This is a genomic window from Streptomyces sp. NPDC048671 (assembly GCF_055587045.1).
In genome coordinates, this window is the sequence record NZ_JBVJHB010000017.1 from 30,659 (window position 1) to 48,416 (window position 17,758).

Annotated in this window: 27 protein-coding genes and 1 tRNA gene; 20 read left to right on the plus strand and 8 right to left on the minus strand. The window is 70.5% G+C overall.

Annotation, left to right across the window (positions count from 1 at the left end):
• The first annotated feature begins 466 nt into the window (after window positions 1-466).
• The 19 genes from ACZ6S6_RS30375 (at window position 467) to ACZ6S6_RS30465 (ending at window position 12,820) form a co-directional block, all read left to right on the plus strand.
• The gene (locus tag ACZ6S6_RS30375) at window positions 467-850 is read left to right on the plus strand and encodes a RapZ C-terminal domain-containing protein (RefSeq protein ID WP_469707924.1); all 384 of its coding nucleotides are present in this window, start codon (window positions 467-469) and stop codon (window positions 848-850) included.
• Between the two features lie 110 nt (window positions 851-960).
• Window positions 961-1,137, plus strand: a complete 177-nt coding sequence (locus tag ACZ6S6_RS30380) for a hypothetical protein (RefSeq protein ID WP_469707926.1) — start codon at window positions 961-963, stop codon at window positions 1,135-1,137.
• Between the two features lie 155 nt (window positions 1,138-1,292).
• Window positions 1,293-1,559, plus strand: coding sequence for a DUF6284 family protein (locus tag ACZ6S6_RS30385; protein ID WP_469707928.1), 267 nt, complete (start codon window positions 1,293-1,295; stop codon window positions 1,557-1,559).
• Window positions 1,556-1,750: a hypothetical protein gene (locus tag ACZ6S6_RS30390; RefSeq protein WP_469707929.1), complete on the plus strand. Its 195-nt coding sequence runs from the start codon at window positions 1,556-1,558 to the stop codon at window positions 1,748-1,750. Before ACZ6S6_RS30385 ends, ACZ6S6_RS30390 begins: the two co-directional genes overlap by 4 nt.
• Window positions 1,750-2,037, plus strand: coding sequence for a DUF6303 family protein (locus ACZ6S6_RS30395; protein WP_469707931.1), 288 nt, complete (start codon window positions 1,750-1,752; stop codon window positions 2,035-2,037). The genes ACZ6S6_RS30390 and ACZ6S6_RS30395 overlap by 1 nt, the downstream gene beginning before the upstream one ends.
• Window positions 2,034-2,897, plus strand: coding sequence for a protein spdB (locus ACZ6S6_RS30400; RefSeq protein WP_469707934.1), 864 nt, complete (start codon window positions 2,034-2,036; stop codon window positions 2,895-2,897). Before ACZ6S6_RS30395 ends, ACZ6S6_RS30400 begins: the two co-directional genes overlap by 4 nt.
• A complete protein-coding gene (locus ACZ6S6_RS30405) occupies window positions 2,897-3,244 on the plus strand; it encodes an RRQRL motif-containing zinc-binding protein (protein WP_469707936.1) in 348 nt (115 codons plus the stop codon). The genes ACZ6S6_RS30400 and ACZ6S6_RS30405 overlap by 1 nt, the downstream gene beginning before the upstream one ends.
• The gene (locus ACZ6S6_RS30410; protein ID WP_469707938.1) at window positions 3,241-3,417 is read left to right on the plus strand and encodes a hypothetical protein; all 177 of its coding nucleotides are present in this window, start codon (window positions 3,241-3,243) and stop codon (window positions 3,415-3,417) included. The genes ACZ6S6_RS30405 and ACZ6S6_RS30410 overlap by 4 nt, the downstream gene beginning before the upstream one ends.
• A gap of 22 nt (window positions 3,418-3,439) precedes the next feature.
• Entirely contained in the window at window positions 3,440-3,667 is a 228-nt protein-coding gene (locus tag ACZ6S6_RS30415; RefSeq protein WP_469707940.1) for a hypothetical protein, read from the plus strand.
• A 154-nt stretch (window positions 3,668-3,821) separates the two neighbouring features.
• A complete protein-coding gene (locus tag ACZ6S6_RS30420) occupies window positions 3,822-4,208 on the plus strand; it encodes a DUF6251 family protein (protein ID WP_469707942.1) in 387 nt (128 codons plus the stop codon).
• Window positions 4,209-4,289: 81 nt separating this feature from the next.
• Window positions 4,290-4,610 (plus strand): hypothetical protein, encoded by a 321-nt coding sequence (locus ACZ6S6_RS30425; RefSeq protein ID WP_469707944.1) that lies wholly within the window; start codon window positions 4,290-4,292, stop codon window positions 4,608-4,610.
• Between the two features lie 55 nt (window positions 4,611-4,665).
• On the plus strand, window positions 4,666-6,825 hold the full coding sequence (locus ACZ6S6_RS30430) for a P-loop NTPase family protein (RefSeq protein ID WP_469707946.1): 2,160 nt from the start codon (window positions 4,666-4,668) through the stop codon (window positions 6,823-6,825).
• 212 nt (window positions 6,826-7,037) lie between these two features.
• Window positions 7,038-7,208 carry a hypothetical protein gene (locus tag ACZ6S6_RS30435; RefSeq protein ID WP_469707948.1) on the plus strand — a complete coding sequence of 57 codons (171 nt, stop codon included), beginning with the start codon at window positions 7,038-7,040 and terminating at the stop codon, window positions 7,206-7,208.
• Between the two features lie 86 nt (window positions 7,209-7,294).
• Entirely contained in the window at window positions 7,295-8,578 is a 1,284-nt protein-coding gene (locus tag ACZ6S6_RS30440; protein WP_469707950.1) for a DNA cytosine methyltransferase, read from the plus strand.
• Between the two features lie 84 nt (window positions 8,579-8,662).
• Window positions 8,663-9,565 (plus strand): bifunctional DNA primase/polymerase, encoded by a 903-nt coding sequence (locus ACZ6S6_RS30445; protein ID WP_469707952.1) that lies wholly within the window; start codon window positions 8,663-8,665, stop codon window positions 9,563-9,565.
• Window positions 9,562-9,915 (plus strand): hypothetical protein, encoded by a 354-nt coding sequence (locus ACZ6S6_RS30450; protein WP_469707954.1) that lies wholly within the window; start codon window positions 9,562-9,564, stop codon window positions 9,913-9,915. The genes ACZ6S6_RS30445 and ACZ6S6_RS30450 overlap by 4 nt, the downstream gene beginning before the upstream one ends.
• Window positions 9,912-11,120: a DUF3631 domain-containing protein gene (locus ACZ6S6_RS30455; protein ID WP_469707956.1), complete on the plus strand. Its 1,209-nt coding sequence runs from the start codon at window positions 9,912-9,914 to the stop codon at window positions 11,118-11,120. The genes ACZ6S6_RS30450 and ACZ6S6_RS30455 overlap by 4 nt, the downstream gene beginning before the upstream one ends.
• Before the next feature lie 183 nt (window positions 11,121-11,303).
• Complete coding sequence (locus tag ACZ6S6_RS30460) at window positions 11,304-11,528, plus strand: excisionase family DNA-binding protein (RefSeq protein WP_469707958.1); 225 nt, start codon at window positions 11,304-11,306, stop codon at window positions 11,526-11,528.
• A gap of 11 nt (window positions 11,529-11,539) precedes the next feature.
• Window positions 11,540-12,820 carry a tyrosine-type recombinase/integrase gene (locus ACZ6S6_RS30465; RefSeq protein WP_469707960.1) on the plus strand — a complete coding sequence of 427 codons (1,281 nt, stop codon included), beginning with the start codon at window positions 11,540-11,542 and terminating at the stop codon, window positions 12,818-12,820.
• A 66-nt stretch (window positions 12,821-12,886) separates the two neighbouring features.
• On the opposite strand, the gene ACZ6S6_RS30470 is transcribed toward ACZ6S6_RS30465, so the two are convergent.
• From ACZ6S6_RS30470 to ACZ6S6_RS30485, 4 genes are all read right to left on the minus strand, one after another.
• A tRNA-Ser gene (locus tag ACZ6S6_RS30470) sits at window positions 12,887-12,971 on the minus strand.
• Between the two features lie 78 nt (window positions 12,972-13,049).
• Complete coding sequence (gene tadA, locus ACZ6S6_RS30475) at window positions 13,050-13,562, minus strand: tRNA adenosine(34) deaminase TadA (protein WP_469707962.1); 513 nt, start codon at window positions 13,560-13,562, stop codon at window positions 13,050-13,052.
• A 9-nt stretch (window positions 13,563-13,571) separates the two neighbouring features.
• Window positions 13,572-14,135: a tRNA adenosine deaminase-associated protein gene (locus ACZ6S6_RS30480; RefSeq protein WP_469707964.1), complete on the minus strand. Its 564-nt coding sequence runs from the start codon at window positions 14,133-14,135 to the stop codon at window positions 13,572-13,574.
• 292 nt (window positions 14,136-14,427) lie between these two features.
• The gene (locus ACZ6S6_RS30485) at window positions 14,428-14,652 is read right to left on the minus strand and encodes a hypothetical protein (protein WP_469707965.1); all 225 of its coding nucleotides are present in this window, start codon (window positions 14,650-14,652) and stop codon (window positions 14,428-14,430) included.
• A 102-nt stretch (window positions 14,653-14,754) separates the two neighbouring features.
• On the opposite strand from ACZ6S6_RS30485, the gene upp reads away from it, so the two are divergent.
• A complete protein-coding gene (gene upp, locus ACZ6S6_RS30490) occupies window positions 14,755-15,390 on the plus strand; it encodes a uracil phosphoribosyltransferase (RefSeq protein WP_311304301.1) in 636 nt (211 codons plus the stop codon).
• Window positions 15,391-15,441: 51 nt separating this feature from the next.
• On the opposite strand, the gene ACZ6S6_RS30495 is transcribed toward upp, so the two are convergent.
• The 4 genes from ACZ6S6_RS30495 to ACZ6S6_RS30510 form a co-directional block, all read right to left on the minus strand.
• The gene (locus ACZ6S6_RS30495; protein WP_469708118.1) at window positions 15,442-16,041 is read right to left on the minus strand and encodes a LytR C-terminal domain-containing protein; all 600 of its coding nucleotides are present in this window, start codon (window positions 16,039-16,041) and stop codon (window positions 15,442-15,444) included.
• A 143-nt stretch (window positions 16,042-16,184) separates the two neighbouring features.
• Window positions 16,185-16,481 (minus strand): type II toxin-antitoxin system VapB family antitoxin, encoded by a 297-nt coding sequence (locus tag ACZ6S6_RS30500; protein ID WP_018101777.1) that lies wholly within the window; start codon window positions 16,479-16,481, stop codon window positions 16,185-16,187.
• Window positions 16,482-16,597: 116 nt separating this feature from the next.
• Window positions 16,598-17,230 (minus strand): HhH-GPD-type base excision DNA repair protein, encoded by a 633-nt coding sequence (locus tag ACZ6S6_RS30505; protein ID WP_469707968.1) that lies wholly within the window; start codon window positions 17,228-17,230, stop codon window positions 16,598-16,600.
• Window positions 17,231-17,359: 129 nt separating this feature from the next.
• A complete protein-coding gene (locus tag ACZ6S6_RS30510; protein WP_469707970.1) occupies window positions 17,360-17,719 on the minus strand; it encodes a DoxX family protein in 360 nt (119 codons plus the stop codon).
• Window positions 17,720-17,758: the final 39 nt, after the last annotated feature.

Sequence of the window (17,758 nt, forward strand, 5' to 3'; positions counted from 1 at the left end):
TACCGACAACTGCACAGCGTGATCCACCGCAGTACGTCGCGACCGTTGCGGCGAGGCGAGTGGAGACCAGTCGGCCGAGAAGGGGCCCCCGTCACACCGGGGCCCGACACCCCAGATGGGGGACACGCCACCGACTCGAAAGAACCGCGCGGCTCACCTTGAAGCCGCCCCCTCAGACGTCCGGGACTTCGGATCTCCCCGGATCGAGCGGCGCCGTGCGAACACGAGAACCGAACTCTCATCCCCGTCCCTGCGGCCGAGGGAGTTCCGATGCTTCGACGAATACCTGGGGCGCTGCCACTGCTGGACCGGCATGGCAGCCGCGCCCATCGCGTCATCTGACCACCCGCACCCTCTGGGCTGCGGCCGGTTGCCTCCTCCGCCCGTCCAGACCGCTTCCTGCGGGGCTGTACGGGCGGGGTTGAGGGGAGCCGGAACACCCCTTCCTCACCGCTTGGGAGTCCTGATGAACGTTGAGATCGAGATCGTTTCGTTCGGCTACCTGCACAGCGCCCCGCCCGCCGCTCACCTGACGATCGATCTGCGCGAGCACTTCCGTGACCCGCACGTCAGCCCGGAGCTGCGGTACATGACCGCCGATGACGAGCCGGTCCGCACCGCAGTGCTGAACACGCCGGGCATCACCGCGCTGGTCGACGCGACCGCCACGGCGGTGGCCGCGTTCGCTGCCGGTCCCAGCGCCGGGGCGGTGACCGTGGCCGACGGATGCGCCGGCGGCCGTCACCGCGCCCCGACCTTCGCCGGGGTCCTGGCCGAGCGGCTGCGAACCGAGGGCTACCGGGTCTCGGTCACCCACCGGGACCTTCACCGCCCCGTCGTCCAGCGCTGACCCCAACACCCCAGCCCCGGACCCGCATCGCGGGTGCCGTGACGACACCGGATCGAATCCGGTCCGGGGCACTCCCCGCTCTATCAGTCACCAACCGAGAGGAGCCCGACATGGGCTGGAAGAAGTCGTCTGACGCACTGGCCGAGGCTGAGAAGGCTTGCACCGAGGCGCGCCGTACCTATGGCGAGGACTCCCCGCAGGCACAGGCGGCGGACGAGAAGGCCTTTGATGCCTCCGACAGCCACTTCGGTACCTACGGCAACCCCAACGACCGCTTCCGCGGCTAGTCGGACAGCCCCGGCCCAGCCGTGAGGGCGCCGGATCGAATCCGGCCCGGGGCACTGCCACCCCGCACGGGTGGCCCACCAAGACGGCGCGCGGCCCCGGTGTCCTACCACCGGGGCCGCTTTCGGGCCGTCCCACGACTAGGAGAAAACGACCCATGAAGACCATCGCTGCACTTCAAGCCACCGTTACGGCCGCCTCGCTCGACTTCGAGCCGACGGCCGCTGAGCTGGACGCGATCGAGCACGAGATGCCGCTCATCCGGGCGGAAGTCGATTTGCTGGACGCGCAGATCATGACCATCGACCGCCCGGCCAACGAGCTGGACATGCGGCGTGTCCGCCGGGCCCGTAACCGGGTCATGGTCGCCCGGCGGGACGTCACCAACCGTGCCGCGTCGCCCCTGACGGGCGGTGCGGCGTGAACACGGACTCCACCTCGCAGCGCCGCGCGCTGGTCATCGTGTCCGTCGGTATCGCGGTGACTGTTTCCGGGGCCGTGCTGGTGATGCTGACGCACGAGACGGTGTGGCGCTACCTGCTCGCCAGCGGCGGCTTCGTCCAGTTCATCGGCTGGGTCCTGCGCAACGGCGCCCGCCGGGGCGGTGAGCGGTGATGACCACACTTCCCGCGCAGATGTCTGACAGTGGCGGCCAGTGGCACCTGCACGTCCCGCTGCTGAACACCCCGGCCCCGTGGCCCGAGCACATCTGGCCCCGTGAGGCTGTGACCCCGACCATCGCCGAGCGCGAGCGCGCGCTGAACGGGCTCGGCTACGAGAGCGCGCCGGGCAACAAGTGGTCCTGGATCGAGGACAGCGACATCTACGGCGACCCGACGTCGCCGGTCTGGCTGATCGCGACCGTGTCGGTCCGGCCGCTGAGCACGGGCGGTGCGGCATGAAGGCCAAGACCGTTCTGCCCGCCGTCGCGATGACGACGGTGTCCATGGTGCTCACCCTGGCCGTGGTCGTGATGTGGCTCGGCACGGCGATGCCATGGCCCGTCGCCCTGGTCGTCGGTCTCGGGATCGACGGAGGGTGGCTGGCCACCCTCGCCTACGAACGCCGCCTCGCCGCGCAGGGCGACCACAGCAACGCGGTCACCGCCGTCGGCTGGTCCTTCGGACTGATCGCGACCGGCGTCCTGATCACCCACGCCATCACCGCCGAAGAGTCCACCGGCGCGTGGCTGGCCGTCGCCTGGCTGCCCATCGCCGCCAAGGCCCTGTGGCTCGTGCACGGGCTGTGGGAGCGCACCGCGCTCACCGGTGAGGCACTGGACGCGATCCAGGGCATCCAGCAGGAAGCCCGCGACGAAGCCGCCGTGGCCCGCGCCCGACTCCGGTCGGAAGCCGCCACGGAAGAGACCCGGCTGACGGCCGTGACGCAGGCCGGTGCCCGCGTCGCACACGTCCAGGCCACGACCGCCAACACCCTCTCCCAGGCCTGGTCGACGCTGGAGAAAGCACGCAAGGGTGAAGGCACCGGACGGGCGCTGACCAGCGTGACGACCCGCGTCACACCCAGCGTCACACCCCGCTGGGAACTCCCCGTCTGGGGCCCCACCGAGCCCGTATCAGTGTTCGAGCTGGAGTCCGCCGGCGCCCTCACCGATGAGGCGCTGGACACCATGGTCGACCAGATCCGCCACAGCGAAGCACCCGCCCTCTCCTACCGGGAGATGGCGAGCCGCTTCCGGGCGGCCGGACACTCCGCATCCGAAGTCCGGCTGCGGGCCGCGTGGAAACGCATGGTCGCGTGATGGCCACGCTCCCCGAATACCGGTGGCACCTCGCCCCCGACGGATACGCGACCCGCCGGCAGTTGCGCGCTTTGGGGCTGCGGCCCGGCGGACAGGACGTCGCCGCCGTACTCCACCGCCCGCGCCGCCGCCGGGAACCGCTGGTCGCCTACCTCTACCGCATCGACCGCGCCCGCCCCGTACGCCCCATGACACCCGGCCGCGCCGCTGCGCTGGCCAAAGCCATGCGGGCTCGCCGCACCTGCCCCAACTGCCGCCGCGATACCGGGTACTGCATCCCGCGCTCGCTCGGCATGTGCGTCCCCTGCCACGACACCCCGCCGCCCCGGAAGGACACCCCCACATGACCGCCGCCGAACTGCGTCAGGCCGCCACCCGCATCGTCACCCGCGACCCGCTGAACGGGCCGCCGCTGCGGGACACCGAGCTGCGCCGCGCCGAGATCCTCGCCCAGCTCGCCACCGCCGCCGCCACCTCCGACCTGGCCGATGCCATCAACAACTCCACCCGCCGCGACTGACCGGACAGGACAGGACACGCCGATGACCTTTCATTTCATCGTCGACGGCTCCGGCGGCGGCGCCGAGCTGACCGCCGAGCCCGTCATCCTGCGGGCCGCCTCCGACCGTCCGGAACCCGCCGTGGCCGTGCGGATCAGCAACGGCGGGAAGAGCCGGATGCTCTACGTCCCCCTCGACCGTGTCGAGGAGCTGGTGACCGGCATCAAGGACACCGCCCGACAGTCCGCCCGCGACTTCCACCAGCGCTGACCCGGCAGGAGACCTCTGGGCCGGACACCCCTTTTTCGACCTCTGACCAGCCCACGACTACTGAACACACCGCCCCGGACCACGCCGTGAGGGTGCCGGATCGAATCCGGCCCGGGGCACTTCCCGCACGCACGATGCCTGTGGAAGGAACCGCATGGACCCCAGCCTGCCCGCCCCCCGGGCGGTCACTGTCATACAGCTTCCGGACGGCACCTACACCTACGCCGACCCGCGCACCCTGCCTGCCCCGCAGGCGCCGCCGCAGCAGATCGTTCAGCACATCCACCAGGCCCCGCCCGATCGCACCGTTCAGCGCCTCGCGCTCGGCTCCGGCGTCGGCGCGGGGATGGTCGCGGCCGGCGTGTACTTCGGCCCGCTGCTGGTCGGTGTCCTCACCGCCATCGCCGCGAACCTCGCGATCCTCGCGCTCCTCGCCGCCGTCATGGCCTGGGGCGTGGTCACCGTCGTGAAGTCGGTCGGTGGCAGTGAGGGCAAGGCCGCCTCCAAGTCGGTGTCCAGGGCCCGGCGTCGACGTGGCTGACGTCCCTGTGTCCGTCCGGTCTCGTACCGGGCGGGCGCAGGGCCGGACAGCCCGGCCCGTCGCCCGGGAGGACACCCCGTGATGGAGAGCTACACCCCCGCCGAGAAGCGTGAGCGCAACCGGCTGTTCCGCAAGGGCTTCCGTCAGGCCATGGCCGACTGTGTCGACCCCCGCCTTGAGGCCCGTATCGAGCGGATCGACCAGCGGGCCGCCGAGCGCGGCGCCCAGGAGCTGCGGGCCCTGCACCAGGTCCAGGCAGATGCCCGCCAGGCCCTGGCCAACGCCAAGGCCGCCGAGCGCACCGCACCCCGCACCGACCGCCCCGCCGCCCGCCAGGCCCGCAAGGAAGCCGAGCAGCGCGTACGCCTCGCTGAGCGGGCCGTGCAGCGCGCCGACCGCTGAACACCACCCTGCGTGTCGTCAGGTCACCCCGTTGTGAGACAGGAGCGCACCCGCCATGACCGAACTTGCCACCGAGGGCGCCGACATGGGCACCCTCCACCATCTGGACGACCACCGCCCCACCCCCGTATCCCTGGTCAAGACCGCCCCGACCGCACCCGACGCCGACACCGTGGTGGCGGGTGTCGAGGCGGTTGACCGGGCCGACAATCCGCTGTCCGACTGGCTGACCGTCCCGGACGCCCCGGTCCTGCCGGCGTGGGCGCGGTCGGCCGCGTCCATCAAGGCCAACGCCGCCGCCCTGGCCCGCCTCACGTGGTGGCACACCCGCTACCACGTCTTGCGGGCCCCGAAATACCTGATCAAGACCGTGATGCTGGCCGCCCGCGGCTTCTTCCGCGCCACGGCAGGGCTGTGGCCGACACTGTCCGCACAGGACCACACCGCCACCGTCAAAGCGCTCCGGGCCCAGAGCAAGGCCCGACCCGAGGACATCGAGCTGGCCACCCGGTTGCAGATCGCCCACGCGGAACGGACCCGTACCCGGCGTTGGCGGTTCGGTGCCGCCGCCGTGGGTGTGGCCGCTGCCGCGATCGGCATCATGCTGGCCGACCCGGTCCTGCAGACCGGGATCGCCGGCGCCGTCGTCACCCCCCTCGCCTACCTGGGCCGGGGCAAGGACACCCAGTTCCTCGACCAGGGCGCCCCGCCGCTGCGGGTCGACATGTCCGCGCAGCAGCTCAACGACGCCCTGCGCGCCGCCGGCCTCCTCAAAAGCGGCCGGACCGGCGAGGAGAAGGACGCTCCGAAGGTGTCTTGCTCGATGGGCCCGGTCCGTGACGGCCGTGGCTGGGCCGTGATCTTCGACCTCCCCCGCGGCGGCGGCAAGACCGCCTCCGACGTGCTGGCCAAGCGGGAAGTCATCGCGCAGGAACTCGGAGTCGACGAGATCCAGGTCATCATGTCCCGCGTCCGCGCGGCCAAGGGCGGCAACGCCGGCCGCGTCTCCATGTGGGTCGCAGACGATGACCCCTACCTCGGCCCGCTGAACCCGTCACCGTTCGAGACAGCGGAGCGGTTCTCGATCTGGGACCCGGTCCCCTTCGGCCAGGACGCCCGTGGGGTGCGGGTGAGCATCCCGGTGATGTGGCAGTCGATGTTCTTCGGCGGCCTGCCCCGACGCGGCAAGACGTTCTCCCAGCGCCTGCTGACCTCTGCCGGGCTGCTGGACCCGTTCGTGCGGCACTACGTCGCGGACGGCAAGGGCGGCGCGGACTGGATGCCGATGAAGGCCGTCGCGCACTGCCTGGTCATGGGCGCCGAGGACGACGCGATCGAAGCGCTCAAGGCGATGCTTGCCGAACTGCTGGTGGAGATGGAACGCCGGTTCGCCCTGCTGCGGGACCTGCCCACCTCCGTGTGCCCCGAGGGCAAGCTCACCCCGGAGATCGTCGCCAAGTACAACGTGCCGGTCATCTTCGTGACCATCGACGAACTCCAGGAATACTTCACCGCGATGGAAAGGGAAGACCGCGAGCAGGTCATCAACGACCTGTGCCGCATCGCCCGACGCGGCCCCGCCGCCGGGTTCGTCTCCAACTTCGCATCCCAGCGCCCCGACGCCGACAGCGTCCCGACCAAGCTGCGCGAAATCATCACCATCCGCTACTCGACACAGGTCGTCGACCGGGCCAGCAGTGACATGGTCCTCGGCAAGGGCAAGGCCGCCCAGGGCGCCGACGCCTCCGTCCTGTCCGAAGAACACAAGGGCGTCGGCGTCCTGGTCACCGGACCCGCCTCCTACGTCACCGTGCGGGCCGACTACCTCGACGGGCCATCGTTCGGCGGACTGTGCCGCAAGGGCCGCGTCCTGCGCGAGGCCGCCGGACAGCTCACCGGACAAGCCGCGGGCGATGTCACCGCCGCAGCCGACGCGGCCGGCGTCACCGTCCCGCCGATCGTCTCGGACACGCTGGAAGTCATGCGCCACTCGCCCCGCATGTTCACGACCGATCTGCTGAACGGTCTCGTGAACCTCGACGAGGACGTCTACGGCGACTTCAACGCCGAGCAGCTCGCCGCCGCGCTGGAGTCCGCCGGAGTCAAGCGAACCAGCAAGCAGGTCAAGATCAGCGGCTCCAACGGCGCCGGATACCAGCGCCGCGACATCGAAGCCGCCGTACCCGCCGAGATCCTCCTCAGCACCGGCAGGTAAAGGGTCCCCCCCCACTACCCGGCCCCCACCACACACCCCCGACAACACCCTCTTGCCCGCCCCTCGGCAGGGCTACGGAGTAGCGGGGGCCCCTTACCCCGGTAGAGGGGGAGGTAAAGGCCCCTGACCTGCAAGGTAAGGCCGGTAAAGGGGGGTGCCCGCCACCTTCCCGCACCCCTCCACAGCCCTGTTTCCCACCCGAGAGGCACCGCGTGACCAGCGCCCAGACCGACCACGACGACTACGACGCGGCCGAAGAACCCGAGTACCTCGACTGCGAACGGTGCGACCCCACCGACGGCACCGAGCCCTACTTCTACCCGCACTGCTGCGGATGCGGCGCCGACGGCAGCAGCGAGCACCCCGGCTGCACCTGCGACTAGCTACGCCGACGGCGGCCCCTCTCACACCAATGATCCGGGGCCGCCGTCGTCCAGCCATCCACATCAGAGAACTGGAGACAGCCAGCATGACGCATCTGTCCACCGTGCCGTCGGACGGCGGCAACATCAGCCTGTGCACCGGGTCCGGTGCGCTGGACCAGGCCGTGCACGCCGCAACCGGGCTGCCCACGGTCCTGGTCGGAGAGAAGGACCCGGCCGCTTCCCAGTTGCTCGCCGCCCGGCTGCCGCACGTTCCCAACCTGGGGGACATCAAGGCCGTCGACTGGGCGGCACTCGCCGCGACGCGGCCCCGGCCGGCGGCACTGACCGCCGGGTTTCCCTGCCAGGACATCTCCAACGCCGGACCTCGGGGAGGAATCGCCGGTGACCGCTCAGGACTCTGGAAAACCATCGCCCAAGCCATTCGCCACCTTCGACCCCGACTCGTCTTCCTGGAAAACGTCGCAGCCCTCCGCAGCCGGGGACTTGACGTCGTCGCCGCCGACCTGGCCGCGATCGGGTACGACGCGCGGTGGATGTGCCTACGCGCTGGAGATCCCGAAGTCGGAGCCTGCCACCGACGCGACCGCTGGTTCGCCATCGCGTATCCCGCTGCTGAAGACCCCCACCTCACAGTTGGGCCGCAACGGCGGACCGCAACACCCGGACAAGCGCAAGGCGGGCGGACACGGGCCCACGCTGGAGGACGAAGTGGTGTTCTTGCTTCCCCCGGCGAACACCTGAGGCTCCTGCCCACACCGGCCGCCGCCGACGGCACCGGAGGCCCCGGCCTCTCGGACAAACGGCAGGGCGGAATGAACCTGCGCACCGCCGTCAACCTGCTGCCGACGCCGATGGTCGCGGATGCTCGAGGCACGGCGAACTTCCGGCCAGACGGGACGCCGTACAGCAGCGGCTACGGGATGACGCTGACGGACGCCACGCGCCAGCTCGACCCGAGCCGACAGGTGCAGAACGGCCCGCGCCAGCACGACCGCGCCGCTAACTACTACCTCCCCGGCCAGGCCGTGCGGCTGGACGGGCAGTGGGTGGCGACCAACGGCACCGACTACGGACCCGCCATCCGGCGCTGGGAAGCCGTGCTGGGGCGCCCCGCACCCGAGCCGACCGAACCCGGCACCAAGAACAACCGGCGCCTTTCCCCGGCGTTCGTCGAATGGATGATGGGCGCCGATTCCGGCTGGGTGACCGGCACGGACCTGGGACTCTCCCGCTCCGACCAGCTCAAAATCCTCGGCAACGGCGTCGTCATCCACCAGGCCCACACCGCCTACCGCACCCTGCTCGCCGTGGAAACGGCCGAGCCCGCGCCCTTCGTGCCCGCGCAACTCGCGCTCGACATCGCCTGAACACACCGAGGGCGGCCCCGTCTCGCCAAAGTCCGGGGCCGCCCACGTCCAGAACACCCACGAGAGAGAACTGGAGACACCAGCATGACCCACGACCGCACCACCGCGCTGCTCTGCGCGGCGTTACGAGCAGCCGAGCGCGGCTGGCACGTGTTCCCGCTCCGCCCGCGCGACAAGCGCCCCGCCCTCCACGGCGAGAGTGTCTGTCCCGGTCTCGGAGGCTGCGCCGACGGGCACCGCAAGCCGGAGCAGCGGGCCACCACCGACCCGGACCGTATCCGCGCGGCCTGGTCGTCCGGGGCGTTCAACGTCGGGATCGCCACGGGCCCGTCCGGGCTGGTCGTCGTCGACCTGGACACGGTCAAGGCCAAGGACCCGAAAGGAACGCCTGACGGCGTCACTTCCCTGCAAGCGCTCTGCGAGCGCGCCGACCAGGCCGTCCCCACCACCTACCGGGTCCGGACCGCGAGCGGCGGGGCGCACCTGTACTTCACCGCCCCGGACGGGGCCCGGCTCGGCAACAGCGCAGGCAAGCTCGGCACCCACATCGACACCCGCGCCCACGGCGGATACGTCGTCGCCCCCGGCAGCACCCTCCCCCACGGCACGTACGAGGTGATCGACCCCACCGAACCCGTACCGCTCCCGGAATGGCTGTACGCCCCCCTGGCGCCTCGTCAGCCTGTGCGGGCATTGATGGCTGCACCATCGCCGTCGAACGCCCCTCGCTACGCCTCAGCCGCCCTCAGGGCCGAAACGGCGGCCGTGGCCGGGGCTGGGGAGGGTGCGCGGAACTGGACGCTGATCCGGGCCGCACGGGCGTTGGGGCGGTTCATCCCGTCCGGCGACCTCGCCCGTCACGAGGTAGAGCAGGCTCTTAATTCAGCGGGATTGCGGGCCGGACTCCGCGAACACGAGTGCCGCGCCGCAGTGACCAGCGCACTGAACTGGTCCATCGCCAACAACCCCGCGAGCAGGGCCTCATGACGGCGCGCAGAAATCCTCCACTTAAGAGCGTCCAGACACCCAGCACCGGCCCCGGCACCGCCGAACCGGCCCCGGCCGCATCCGGCAGTGGCGCGCCGAAGGTCGTCGCCGAAGGCGTCCCCGTTGCGGTTCTCCCTGACCCGCACATGGCCACCGTGTCCGGCATCCAGCCCGGTCTGAGCCTGCACGGGCTCGACCGCTACGAGATCCCCGTAGCGGACTGGCTCTGTGGCTGTGGCCACCACGAACGGGCCCGTGGCCAACGGGCCGTCATCGAACTCACCGCCCTCGCACACGTCGGGCAGTGCCCGCACGACACCGTCGCCGAGTCCAGGAGGAACGCCGCATGAGCGCCACCGCACAGACCACGGCCCCCATCGACGGCGCCGCCCTGCTCGCCGAGGTCGAGACCTTTCACCGCCGATTCAACGTCTTCCCCCGCGAGGCTGCCTACGTCGCCGTGACCTTGTGGGACGCGCACGCCCATCTCCTGGACGCGTTCGACTCCACACCGCGCCTCGCGTTCCTCTCCCCGGAACCGGGCAGTGGGAAGTCCCGCGCCCTGGAGGTGGTGGAGACCCTGGTGCCGCGCCCCATGCTGGCGGTGAACGCACGGGCCGCCGCACTCTTCCGTTCCGTCTCCGACCCGGCCGGACGGCCCACGATCCTGTTTGACGAGATCGACACCGTCTTCGGTCCCAAGGCCGGCGACAACGAAGAACTCCGCGGCTTCCTGAACGCCGGGCACCGCCGCTCCGGAGTCACCTACCGGTGCGTTGGTGACGGCGGCAACCAGACAGTGGTGGAGTTCCCCTCCTACACCGCCGTTGCCGTCGCCGGGCTCGGCTACCTGCCCGACACCATCACCACCCGGTCCGTCATCATCCGGATGCGGCGCCGGGCCAGGAACGAGAAGGCTGAGCCCTTCCGCGCCCGGCTCCACGAAGCCGAGGGGCACGAGTTGCGGGACCGGCTCGCTCAGTGGGCCGAGCAGGTCCGCGACGACATCGCGGGCAGGTGGCCCGAGATGCCCGAGGGTGTCACCGACCGCCCCGCCGACGTGTGGGAGCCGCTGCTGTCTGTCGCGGACGCGGCGGGCGGCGACTGGCCCGAGCGCGCCCGCACCGCGTGCATGGAACTGGTCAACGCCGCCCGTGCCGACGACAAAGGCAGTCTCGGCATCCGGTTGCTGACTGATCTCCGGGACCACGTCATGGCAGGCATCGACCGCATGCCGACCGTCGCCATCCTGGACCGGCTGTGCGCGCTGGACGAAGCGCCATGGGCGGACATGAGCGGCCGGCCGCTCGACTCCCGGGGCCTGGCCAAGATGCTCGGGGAGTACATGACCCTCGACAACATGCCGGTCAAGGCCCGCAACATCAAGACCGCCGGAACTGTGCTCAAGGGCTACTACGCACTCGATCTCCATGACGCGTGGGAGCGGTACTGCCCCCCTCCCCCCTCAGGAGCCGCTACCTCCGCTACCTCCGCTACCGCGCAGGTCAGCGGCCCGGAAACGGTAGCGGCAGAGCTCTTCCCGTCCGCTACCTGAGCGCTACCCGCTACCGGTCCCGCACCCACCCGGGCCGGGGCCGGTAGCGGCTCCCATCCGCTACCGCTACCACATCCGCTACCTCGATCATGCCCCTGACCAGGGCGGTAGCGGAGGTAGCGGAGGTAGCGGACCTGACAGGAAGGGGCCCCGGGCCCCTCGCTGCCCCAGGAAGGCGCGCCCGTGAGCACTGCCACACAACTGATTGATCCGACGCTGGTGCTCCTCACCGTCGAAGAGGCGGCCCGGCGACTCGGGATCGGCCGAACGCTCTGCTTCCGCCTGATCAGTACCGGACAGCTCGAATCCGTCCCCGTCGGCCGTCTGCGGAGGGTTCCGGCCGACGCCGTACACGACTACGTCACGCGACTCCGCACGGCCAACCGGCCTGCCATCACCACTGCCTGAGAGGCCACCACATGGACGAGAAGAAGAGGCGCACCCGCCAGCCGAACGGCCGATCCTCGATCTACCAGGGCAAGGACGGGAAGTGGCACGGCCGCGTGACCGTCGGCACCCGCGATGACGGCAAGCCGGACCGTCGGCACGTCGAACGCAAGACGCGCACCGAGGTAGCCAAGGCCGTCAAGGAACTTGAGCGGGAGCGCGACGCAAAGACTCTGCGCAAGCCGGGCCGCGCCTGGACCGTGACCACATGGCTCACGCACTGGGTGGACGACATCGCTCCGCTCGGAGTCAACGAGAACACGATGGTGGGCTACGGGGTCGCGGTCAGGAAGCACCTGATTCCCGGCCTCGGGGCGCACAAGCTGGACAAGCTCAGGCCCGAGCACATCGAGCACCTGTACAGCCGCATGATGGCGGCCGGCAGCAAACCGGGCACCGCTCATCAGGTGCACCGCACCTTCCGCACCGCCCTGAACGAGGCGGTGCGGCGGGGGCACCTCGGACAGAACCCCGTACGCCTGGCCAAGGCGCCGCGGGTGCGGGAAGAAGAGATCGAACCCTTCACTGTCGACGAGGTGCAGCGGCTGCTGCGGACCGCCGACGATCGGCGGAACTCGGCTCGCTGGGCCGTCGCGCTGGCGCTCGGTCTGCGGCAGGGCGAGGCACTGGGGCTCAAGTGGACCGACGTGGACCTTGGGCGTGGCGTCCTGATGGTGAGGCGCAGTCGACGCCGGCCGCAGTACGCCCACGGCTGTGCTAGCGCCAAGGAATGCGGGCGGAAGGCTGGGTACTGCCCCCAGCGGCAGCGGACCAACCCGGAGACGGCCGACACCAAGTCGCGCGCTGGCCGCCGGGCGGTCGGGCTCCCGCAGCAACTCGCGGATCTGCTCCGGACACACCGGAAGCGGCAGGACGTCGAAAGGGCCGCTGCCGGAGACAAGTGGACGGAAGAGGGCTGGCTGTTCGCCACGGTGACCGGTCGGGGCACATCGCCCCGCACGGACTACGACGACTGGAAGGAGCTGTTGCAGGCCGCGAAGGTGCGGGACGGCCGTCTGCACGATGCCCGCCACACCGCCGCGACGGTTCTGTTGATCCTCGGAGTGTCGGAGCGGGCCGTCATGGGGCTCATGGGTTGGTCAACCACCGCAATGGCTGCCCGCTATCAGCACATGGTCGACACCGTTCGGACCAGTGTCGCGGACCAGGTCGACGGGCTCATCTGGCGGAGCGAGGCCACCCGGCCCGACGATGACGACGGAGCCGCCGGGGCTCTCGTACCGGCCAACTGAGACGGAAACTGAGACGGAACGCAGTGAAGGGACCGACCCAAACGGGTCGGTCCCTTCATCTACCTGCGGTAGCGGAGGGATTTGAACCCTCGGTGAGTTTCCCCACACTCGCTTTCGAGGCGAGCTCCTTCGGCCGCTCGGACACGCTACCGAGAGAGAGCTTAGACCATCCCGGCCGTCCTTCGAAATCCGATTCCCGAAGGAACCGCCCGGACGCGGGGATGCCAGGTCAGCGGTGGCGGAAGAAGGCGGTGAGGCGGGCCGCGCAGTCGGCCTCCAGCACTCCGGGGATCACCTCGGGGCGGTGGTTGAGCCGGCGGTCGCGTACGACGTCCCAGAGGGAGCCGGCCGCTCCGGCCTTCTCGTCCCGGGCCCCGTAGACGACCCGGGCCACCCGGGACTGCACCAGCGCGCCCGCGCACATCGTGCAGGGCTCCAGCGTGACCACCAGGGTGCATCCGGACAGCCGCCATTCGCCGAGCGCGGCGGCGGCCCGGCGGAGGGCAAGGATCTCGGCGTGCGCGGTCGGGTCGCCGGTCGCCTCGCGTTCGTTGTGTCCCGCGGCGAGCGGTGTGCCGTCCGGGGCGAGGACGACGGCGCCGACCGGCACATCGCCGGCCGCCGCCGCCCGGTCGGCCTCGTCCAGGGCGCGGCGCATGGCCGCCCGCCACGGGTTCCGTACGGGATCGTGCGGTGGATCGTGCGGTTGGGGCGGGTCGTGCGGGTGCGGTGCTTCGGTCACCCGCGGACCTTAACGGACGGTCTCCAGGACCTCGGCCGCTCCCAGCGCGTCCGCGATCTCCACCAGTGCGTCCGTCCGCAGCATCAGCAGCTCCGCCTCGGGCAGCCCGAGGTCGGACAGGACCCCGGTGTCACCGAGGGGGCCTGCCGGTACGGGGTCGAGCCCGTCGTCGTCGTCATCGTCGGTGGTGGTGGTGTTGTTGTTGTCGTTGTGGTTGTCCGGCTCGCCGTCCTCAGTACCGTCGAGTCCGACGAGCTCTTCGAGGGCGGCAATCGAGTCCTCGGCCCCGGGTTCGCGGCCGAGCAGTTCATCGGTGAGCAGGATCTCCCCGTACGAGGAGCGGGCGGCGGCGGAGGCGTTCGAGACGTAGATACGCGGGTCCTCCTCACCGTCCACCCGGATGACGCCGAACCAGGCGTCCTCCTGCTCGATGAAAACGAGCACCGTGTCCTCGTCAACCGAGGCTTCACGGGCCAGATCCGTCAGATCGGACAGGGTCTCCACGTCGTCGAGATCCGTGTCGCTCGCTTCCCACCCGTCTTCGGTGCGCGCGAGCAGTGCGGCGAAGTACACCGTGACTCTCCCACTGGTCTAGGGGCCTCTCGTTCGGCTCAGGCCGGGCTCGCGGGGTCCGGCACGCGCATCTTGACCCCGCTCCCTGATCCGGCCTGATCCGGCCTGATCCAAACGAAAGACCCTAGGTGTGTCGGTCCGGCGGGAGGGCAGTCGGTGGTCCGGCTGTCCTGCGTCCCGCCCATCGGAATCGTGGCAGAAACGAGGGCCCGGCGAGAGCAGTTCGGACGTTGCGTCGGCCATCAGTTCCGTCCGACGCCGCAACCAGGGGGTTCTTCCGCAGGCCGGACGGCTACCAGCGAAACGTCCGCATCCGCATGGCCTGGCGCATTCGGGCGGCCTTGACCCGCCGCGGCTGGACCCGGTCGCGCAGCGCCTTGGCCTCGTGAAGCTCGCGGAGGAACTGGGCGCGGCGCCTGCGGCGCTGCGCGTCGGTCTCCTGCGCGTCGGTCTCCTGCGCGTCCCTGGGCCCGGGAGGGTCCGCCCCGTCCCGTTTCCGCTGTGCCCCGTCCGGCATCGGCTCATCACCCCAAGGCTGGGTCCGTATGCCCCCACCTTCCCCCCGAACGTGTGGTTGATGCCAGCGCACGCGTACGGGAGGCGCGGCTACTGTGGGTCCATGCGGATCCACGTCGTCGACCACCCGCTGGTCGCGCACAAACTCACCACCCTGCGCGACAAGCGCACCGACTCCCCGACCTTCCGGCGCCTCGCCGACGAGCTGGTCACCCTGCTCGCGTACGAGGCCACCCGCGATGTGCGCACCGAGCAGGTCGACATCGAGACCCCGGTGACACCCACCACCGGCGTGAAGCTCTCGTATCCGCGGCCCCTGGTCGTGCCCATCCTGCGGGCCGGCCTCGGCATGCTCGACGGCATGGTGCGGCTGCTGCCGACCGCCGAGGTGGGCTTCCTGGGCATGATCCGCGACGAGGAGACGCTGCAGGCGTCCACGTACGCGTCCCGTATGCCGGAGGACCTCTCGGGCCGCCAGGTGTACGTCCTGGACCCGATGCTGGCCACCGGCGGCACGCTGGTCGCGGCCATCCAGGAGCTGATCAAGCGCGGTGCGGACGACGTCACCGCCGTCGTGCTGCTCGCCGCCCCCGAGGGCGTCGAGGTGATGGAGCGCGAGCTCGCGGGGACGCCGGTCACCGTGGTCACCGCCTCGGTCGACGAGCGGCTCAACGAGCACGGCTACATCGTTCCGGGCCTCGGTGACGCCGGTGACCGGATGTACGGCACCGCCGACTAGAGCCGACCGGAGCACGACCGGAGCCTGTCCCGCCCGCCGCCCCCGCGGTCCTCAGCAGGAGGAGGACGGCGCGGGGGTCGGCTTGAGCAGGGCGGTCAGGGCGGTGGAGGCCGCCTGCGGTGTGCTGAACGCCTTGAACTTCGTACCGATGATCAGATCGACGTCCGCGGACTTGCGGGCGTCGGTCTTCGTCGCGGCCCCCGGCAGCTGTGTGCCGAGCACCGGGAAGGTGCCGTTGACCGCGGTCGGAGCGCCCAGCAGTATGCCGGTCCCTGCGACCTTCTTGTCGTACGTGGCGGTGGCGTTGCCGACCTTGCCGATCGTGAACCCGCGTTTCTTGAGCTCATCGGCCGCCGCCTTCGCGAGCCCGCCGCGCGGGGTCGCGTTGTAGACGTTCACCTTGATCTTCGCGGGCTTCGGCAGTGCCGCGGCGGGCGCGGCCGGCTTGGCGGACGGGCACTGCGCCTTGCGGTCGGCGGCGCTGGCCGTCTTGTCGCTGCCCGTGAAGACATCGATGAGCTGCAGTGTGCCCCATCCGGCCACCCCAAGGGCGACCACGGAGGCGGTGGTTGCGAGGACCAGTTTGCTGCGGCGGCGGGGGCGCCGCATGCGCGGGTACTTGTCACCCGTGATGCGGTATTTTCCGCCCATGCCGGGGGGAGTGAGCATGCTCATGGGCGCAGCGTAGTGCGACCCGGTGATGATGCCTACTAAATGATCAATGGATCGCACCCGTCCGAGTGGGAAAACACCCGAACGAACCCCGCGGGACGCGGTGCGGGGCGGTGTGTGTATCAGCCGAGTTCGAGCACGCGGGCGTGGAGTACCTGGCGCTGCTGGAGCGCGGCACGGACCGCGCGGTGCAGCCCGTCCTCCAGGTAGAGGTCGCCCTGCCACTTCACGACGTGCGCGAACAGGTCGCCGTAGAACGTGGAGTCCTCGGCGAGGAGGGTTTCGAGATCCAGTTGGCCCTTGGTGGTCACGAGCTGGTCGAGGCGGACCGGGCGCGGCGCGACATCCGCCCACTGCCGGGTGCTTTCCCGGCCGTGGTCGGGATAAGGCTTCCCATTTCCGATGCGCTTGAAGATCACACGGAAAGCCTACCGGTCAAGAGCCACCGGGCGCAGCCACGGAGCGGGACTGCGCTGCCGGCCGCGAGGGCATATAAGCGTCCATTCCGGAATTGGGGCGTCGGACGGCGCTCGCCTCACCTGCCCCTGGCGCCGGCCTTCGCGGCTTTGGCCGCCTGCTTGGCCGCCGCCTTGGTCTCCTGCTTGTACGAGCGGACCTCGGCGAGCGACTCGGGGCCGGTGATGTCGGCGACCGAGCGGTGCGAGCCGTCCTCCCCGTACGAGCCCGCCGCCTCGCGCCAGCCCGGCGGCCGGACGCCGAACTGCTTGCCCAGCAGCGCCAGGAAGATCTGCGACTTCTGGGTGCCGAAACCGGGCAGGGCGTTCAGCCGCTTCCGCAGCTCGGCCCCGGTGGCGGCGTCGCTCCACACCGCGCTCGCCACCCCGTCGTACTGAGCCACCAGGTACTGGCACAGCTGCTGCACCCGCTTGGCCATCGAGCCCGGATAGCGGTGCAACGCGGGTTTGGCGGTGAACAGCTCGGTGAACGCCTCGGGGTCGTACGTGGCGATCTCATGGGCGTCCAGATCGTCCCCGCCCATCCGCTGCGCCAGGGTGTACGGGCCGGAGAAGGCCCACTCCATCGGCACCTGCTGATCCAGCAGCATGCCCACCAGGGCGGCGAGCGGGCTGCGTCCGAGGAGTTCGTCCGCCTCCGGCTGCTGGGCGATCCGGAGGGTGATGTCCTGGCCTTTGTCGCTCTTGGTCATGGCCCGATCATCGCGAGCGCGGGGCGCGACGGCCAGCACCATCACCGCCCGCGGAGCTGTTCGCGGCCGATTGAAGCCGTTTGCCACCCTTTGTGACCCTTTGGTGCCTTGGGTGGCCGGTTCCGTCCCTCACCACGCCCCTCGGTGGGCCACGCCCAGGGCGAGGGTGGCGACGGCCAGGGCGAGGAAGAAGCCGGCCAGCCAGTAGCCGTGGTCACGGGCGCGCAGATGGACGCCGATGGCGCAGATGTAGAACAGCGCCAGCCCGGCCGCGGCGGCCGTACCGATCAGCGGGACGGCGAAGCCGACGAGCAGCCCGGCGGCCCCCGCGGCCTTGAGTACTCCGAGCCGGAAGAGCGAGGAGGCGGGCACTCCCGCCTTCTCCATGTTGACCAGGATCGGTTCGTAGCGGAGGAAGTCGAGCACCGCGGACATGGCGTTGAGTGCGGCGGTCAGCGCGGTGACCGCTGTGCAGAGGACGAACAGCATGAGGTTTCTCCCGTTTCTCGTCCTGAGTGACCGGTGGTG

What these genes read in the sequence shown, in the direction of transcription:
- ACZ6S6_RS30395 (WP_469707931.1), top strand. Translation starts at nt 1,750, where the DNA reads ATGACCACACTTCCCGCGCAGATGTCTGACAGTGGCGGCCAGTGGCAC.
- ACZ6S6_RS30465 (WP_469707960.1), top strand. Translation starts at nt 11,540, where the DNA reads ATGGACGAGAAGAAGAGGCGCACCCGCCAGCCGAACGGCCGATCCTCG.
- ACZ6S6_RS30440 (WP_469707950.1), top strand. Translation starts at nt 7,295, where the DNA reads ATGACGCATCTGTCCACCGTGCCGTCGGACGGCGGCAACATCAGCCTG.
- ACZ6S6_RS30380 (WP_469707926.1), top strand. Translation starts at nt 961, where the DNA reads ATGGGCTGGAAGAAGTCGTCTGACGCACTGGCCGAGGCTGAGAAGGCT.
- ACZ6S6_RS30385 (WP_469707928.1), top strand. Translation starts at nt 1,293, where the DNA reads ATGAAGACCATCGCTGCACTTCAAGCCACCGTTACGGCCGCCTCGCTC.
- ACZ6S6_RS30495 (WP_469708118.1), bottom strand. Translation starts at nt 16,041, where the DNA reads ATGGGCGGAAAATACCGCATCACGGGTGACAAGTACCCGCGCATGCGG.
- ACZ6S6_RS30405 (WP_469707936.1), top strand. Translation starts at nt 2,897, where the DNA reads ATGGCCACGCTCCCCGAATACCGGTGGCACCTCGCCCCCGACGGATAC.
- ACZ6S6_RS30375 (WP_469707924.1), top strand. Translation starts at nt 467, where the DNA reads ATGAACGTTGAGATCGAGATCGTTTCGTTCGGCTACCTGCACAGCGCC.
- ACZ6S6_RS30510 (WP_469707970.1), bottom strand. Translation starts at nt 17,719, where the DNA reads ATGCTGTTCGTCCTCTGCACAGCGGTCACCGCGCTGACCGCCGCACTC.
- ACZ6S6_RS30420 (WP_469707942.1), top strand. Translation starts at nt 3,822, where the DNA reads ATGGACCCCAGCCTGCCCGCCCCCCGGGCGGTCACTGTCATACAGCTT.
- ACZ6S6_RS30455 (WP_469707956.1), top strand. Translation starts at nt 9,912, where the DNA reads ATGAGCGCCACCGCACAGACCACGGCCCCCATCGACGGCGCCGCCCTG.
- ACZ6S6_RS30410 (WP_469707938.1), top strand. Translation starts at nt 3,241, where the DNA reads ATGACCGCCGCCGAACTGCGTCAGGCCGCCACCCGCATCGTCACCCGC.
- ACZ6S6_RS30400 (WP_469707934.1), top strand. Translation starts at nt 2,034, where the DNA reads ATGAAGGCCAAGACCGTTCTGCCCGCCGTCGCGATGACGACGGTGTCC.
- ACZ6S6_RS30430 (WP_469707946.1), top strand. Translation starts at nt 4,666, where the DNA reads ATGACCGAACTTGCCACCGAGGGCGCCGACATGGGCACCCTCCACCAT.
- ACZ6S6_RS30415 (WP_469707940.1), top strand. Translation starts at nt 3,440, where the DNA reads ATGACCTTTCATTTCATCGTCGACGGCTCCGGCGGCGGCGCCGAGCTG.
- upp (WP_311304301.1), top strand. Translation starts at nt 14,755, where the DNA reads ATGCGGATCCACGTCGTCGACCACCCGCTGGTCGCGCACAAACTCACC.
- ACZ6S6_RS30445 (WP_469707952.1), top strand. Translation starts at nt 8,663, where the DNA reads ATGACCCACGACCGCACCACCGCGCTGCTCTGCGCGGCGTTACGAGCA.
- ACZ6S6_RS30425 (WP_469707944.1), top strand. Translation starts at nt 4,290, where the DNA reads ATGGAGAGCTACACCCCCGCCGAGAAGCGTGAGCGCAACCGGCTGTTC.
- ACZ6S6_RS30505 (WP_469707968.1), bottom strand. Translation starts at nt 17,230, where the DNA reads ATGACCAAGAGCGACAAAGGCCAGGACATCACCCTCCGGATCGCCCAG.
- ACZ6S6_RS30450 (WP_469707954.1), top strand. Translation starts at nt 9,562, where the DNA reads ATGACGGCGCGCAGAAATCCTCCACTTAAGAGCGTCCAGACACCCAGC.
- ACZ6S6_RS30485 (WP_469707965.1), bottom strand. Translation starts at nt 14,652, where the DNA reads ATGCCGGACGGGGCACAGCGGAAACGGGACGGGGCGGACCCTCCCGGG.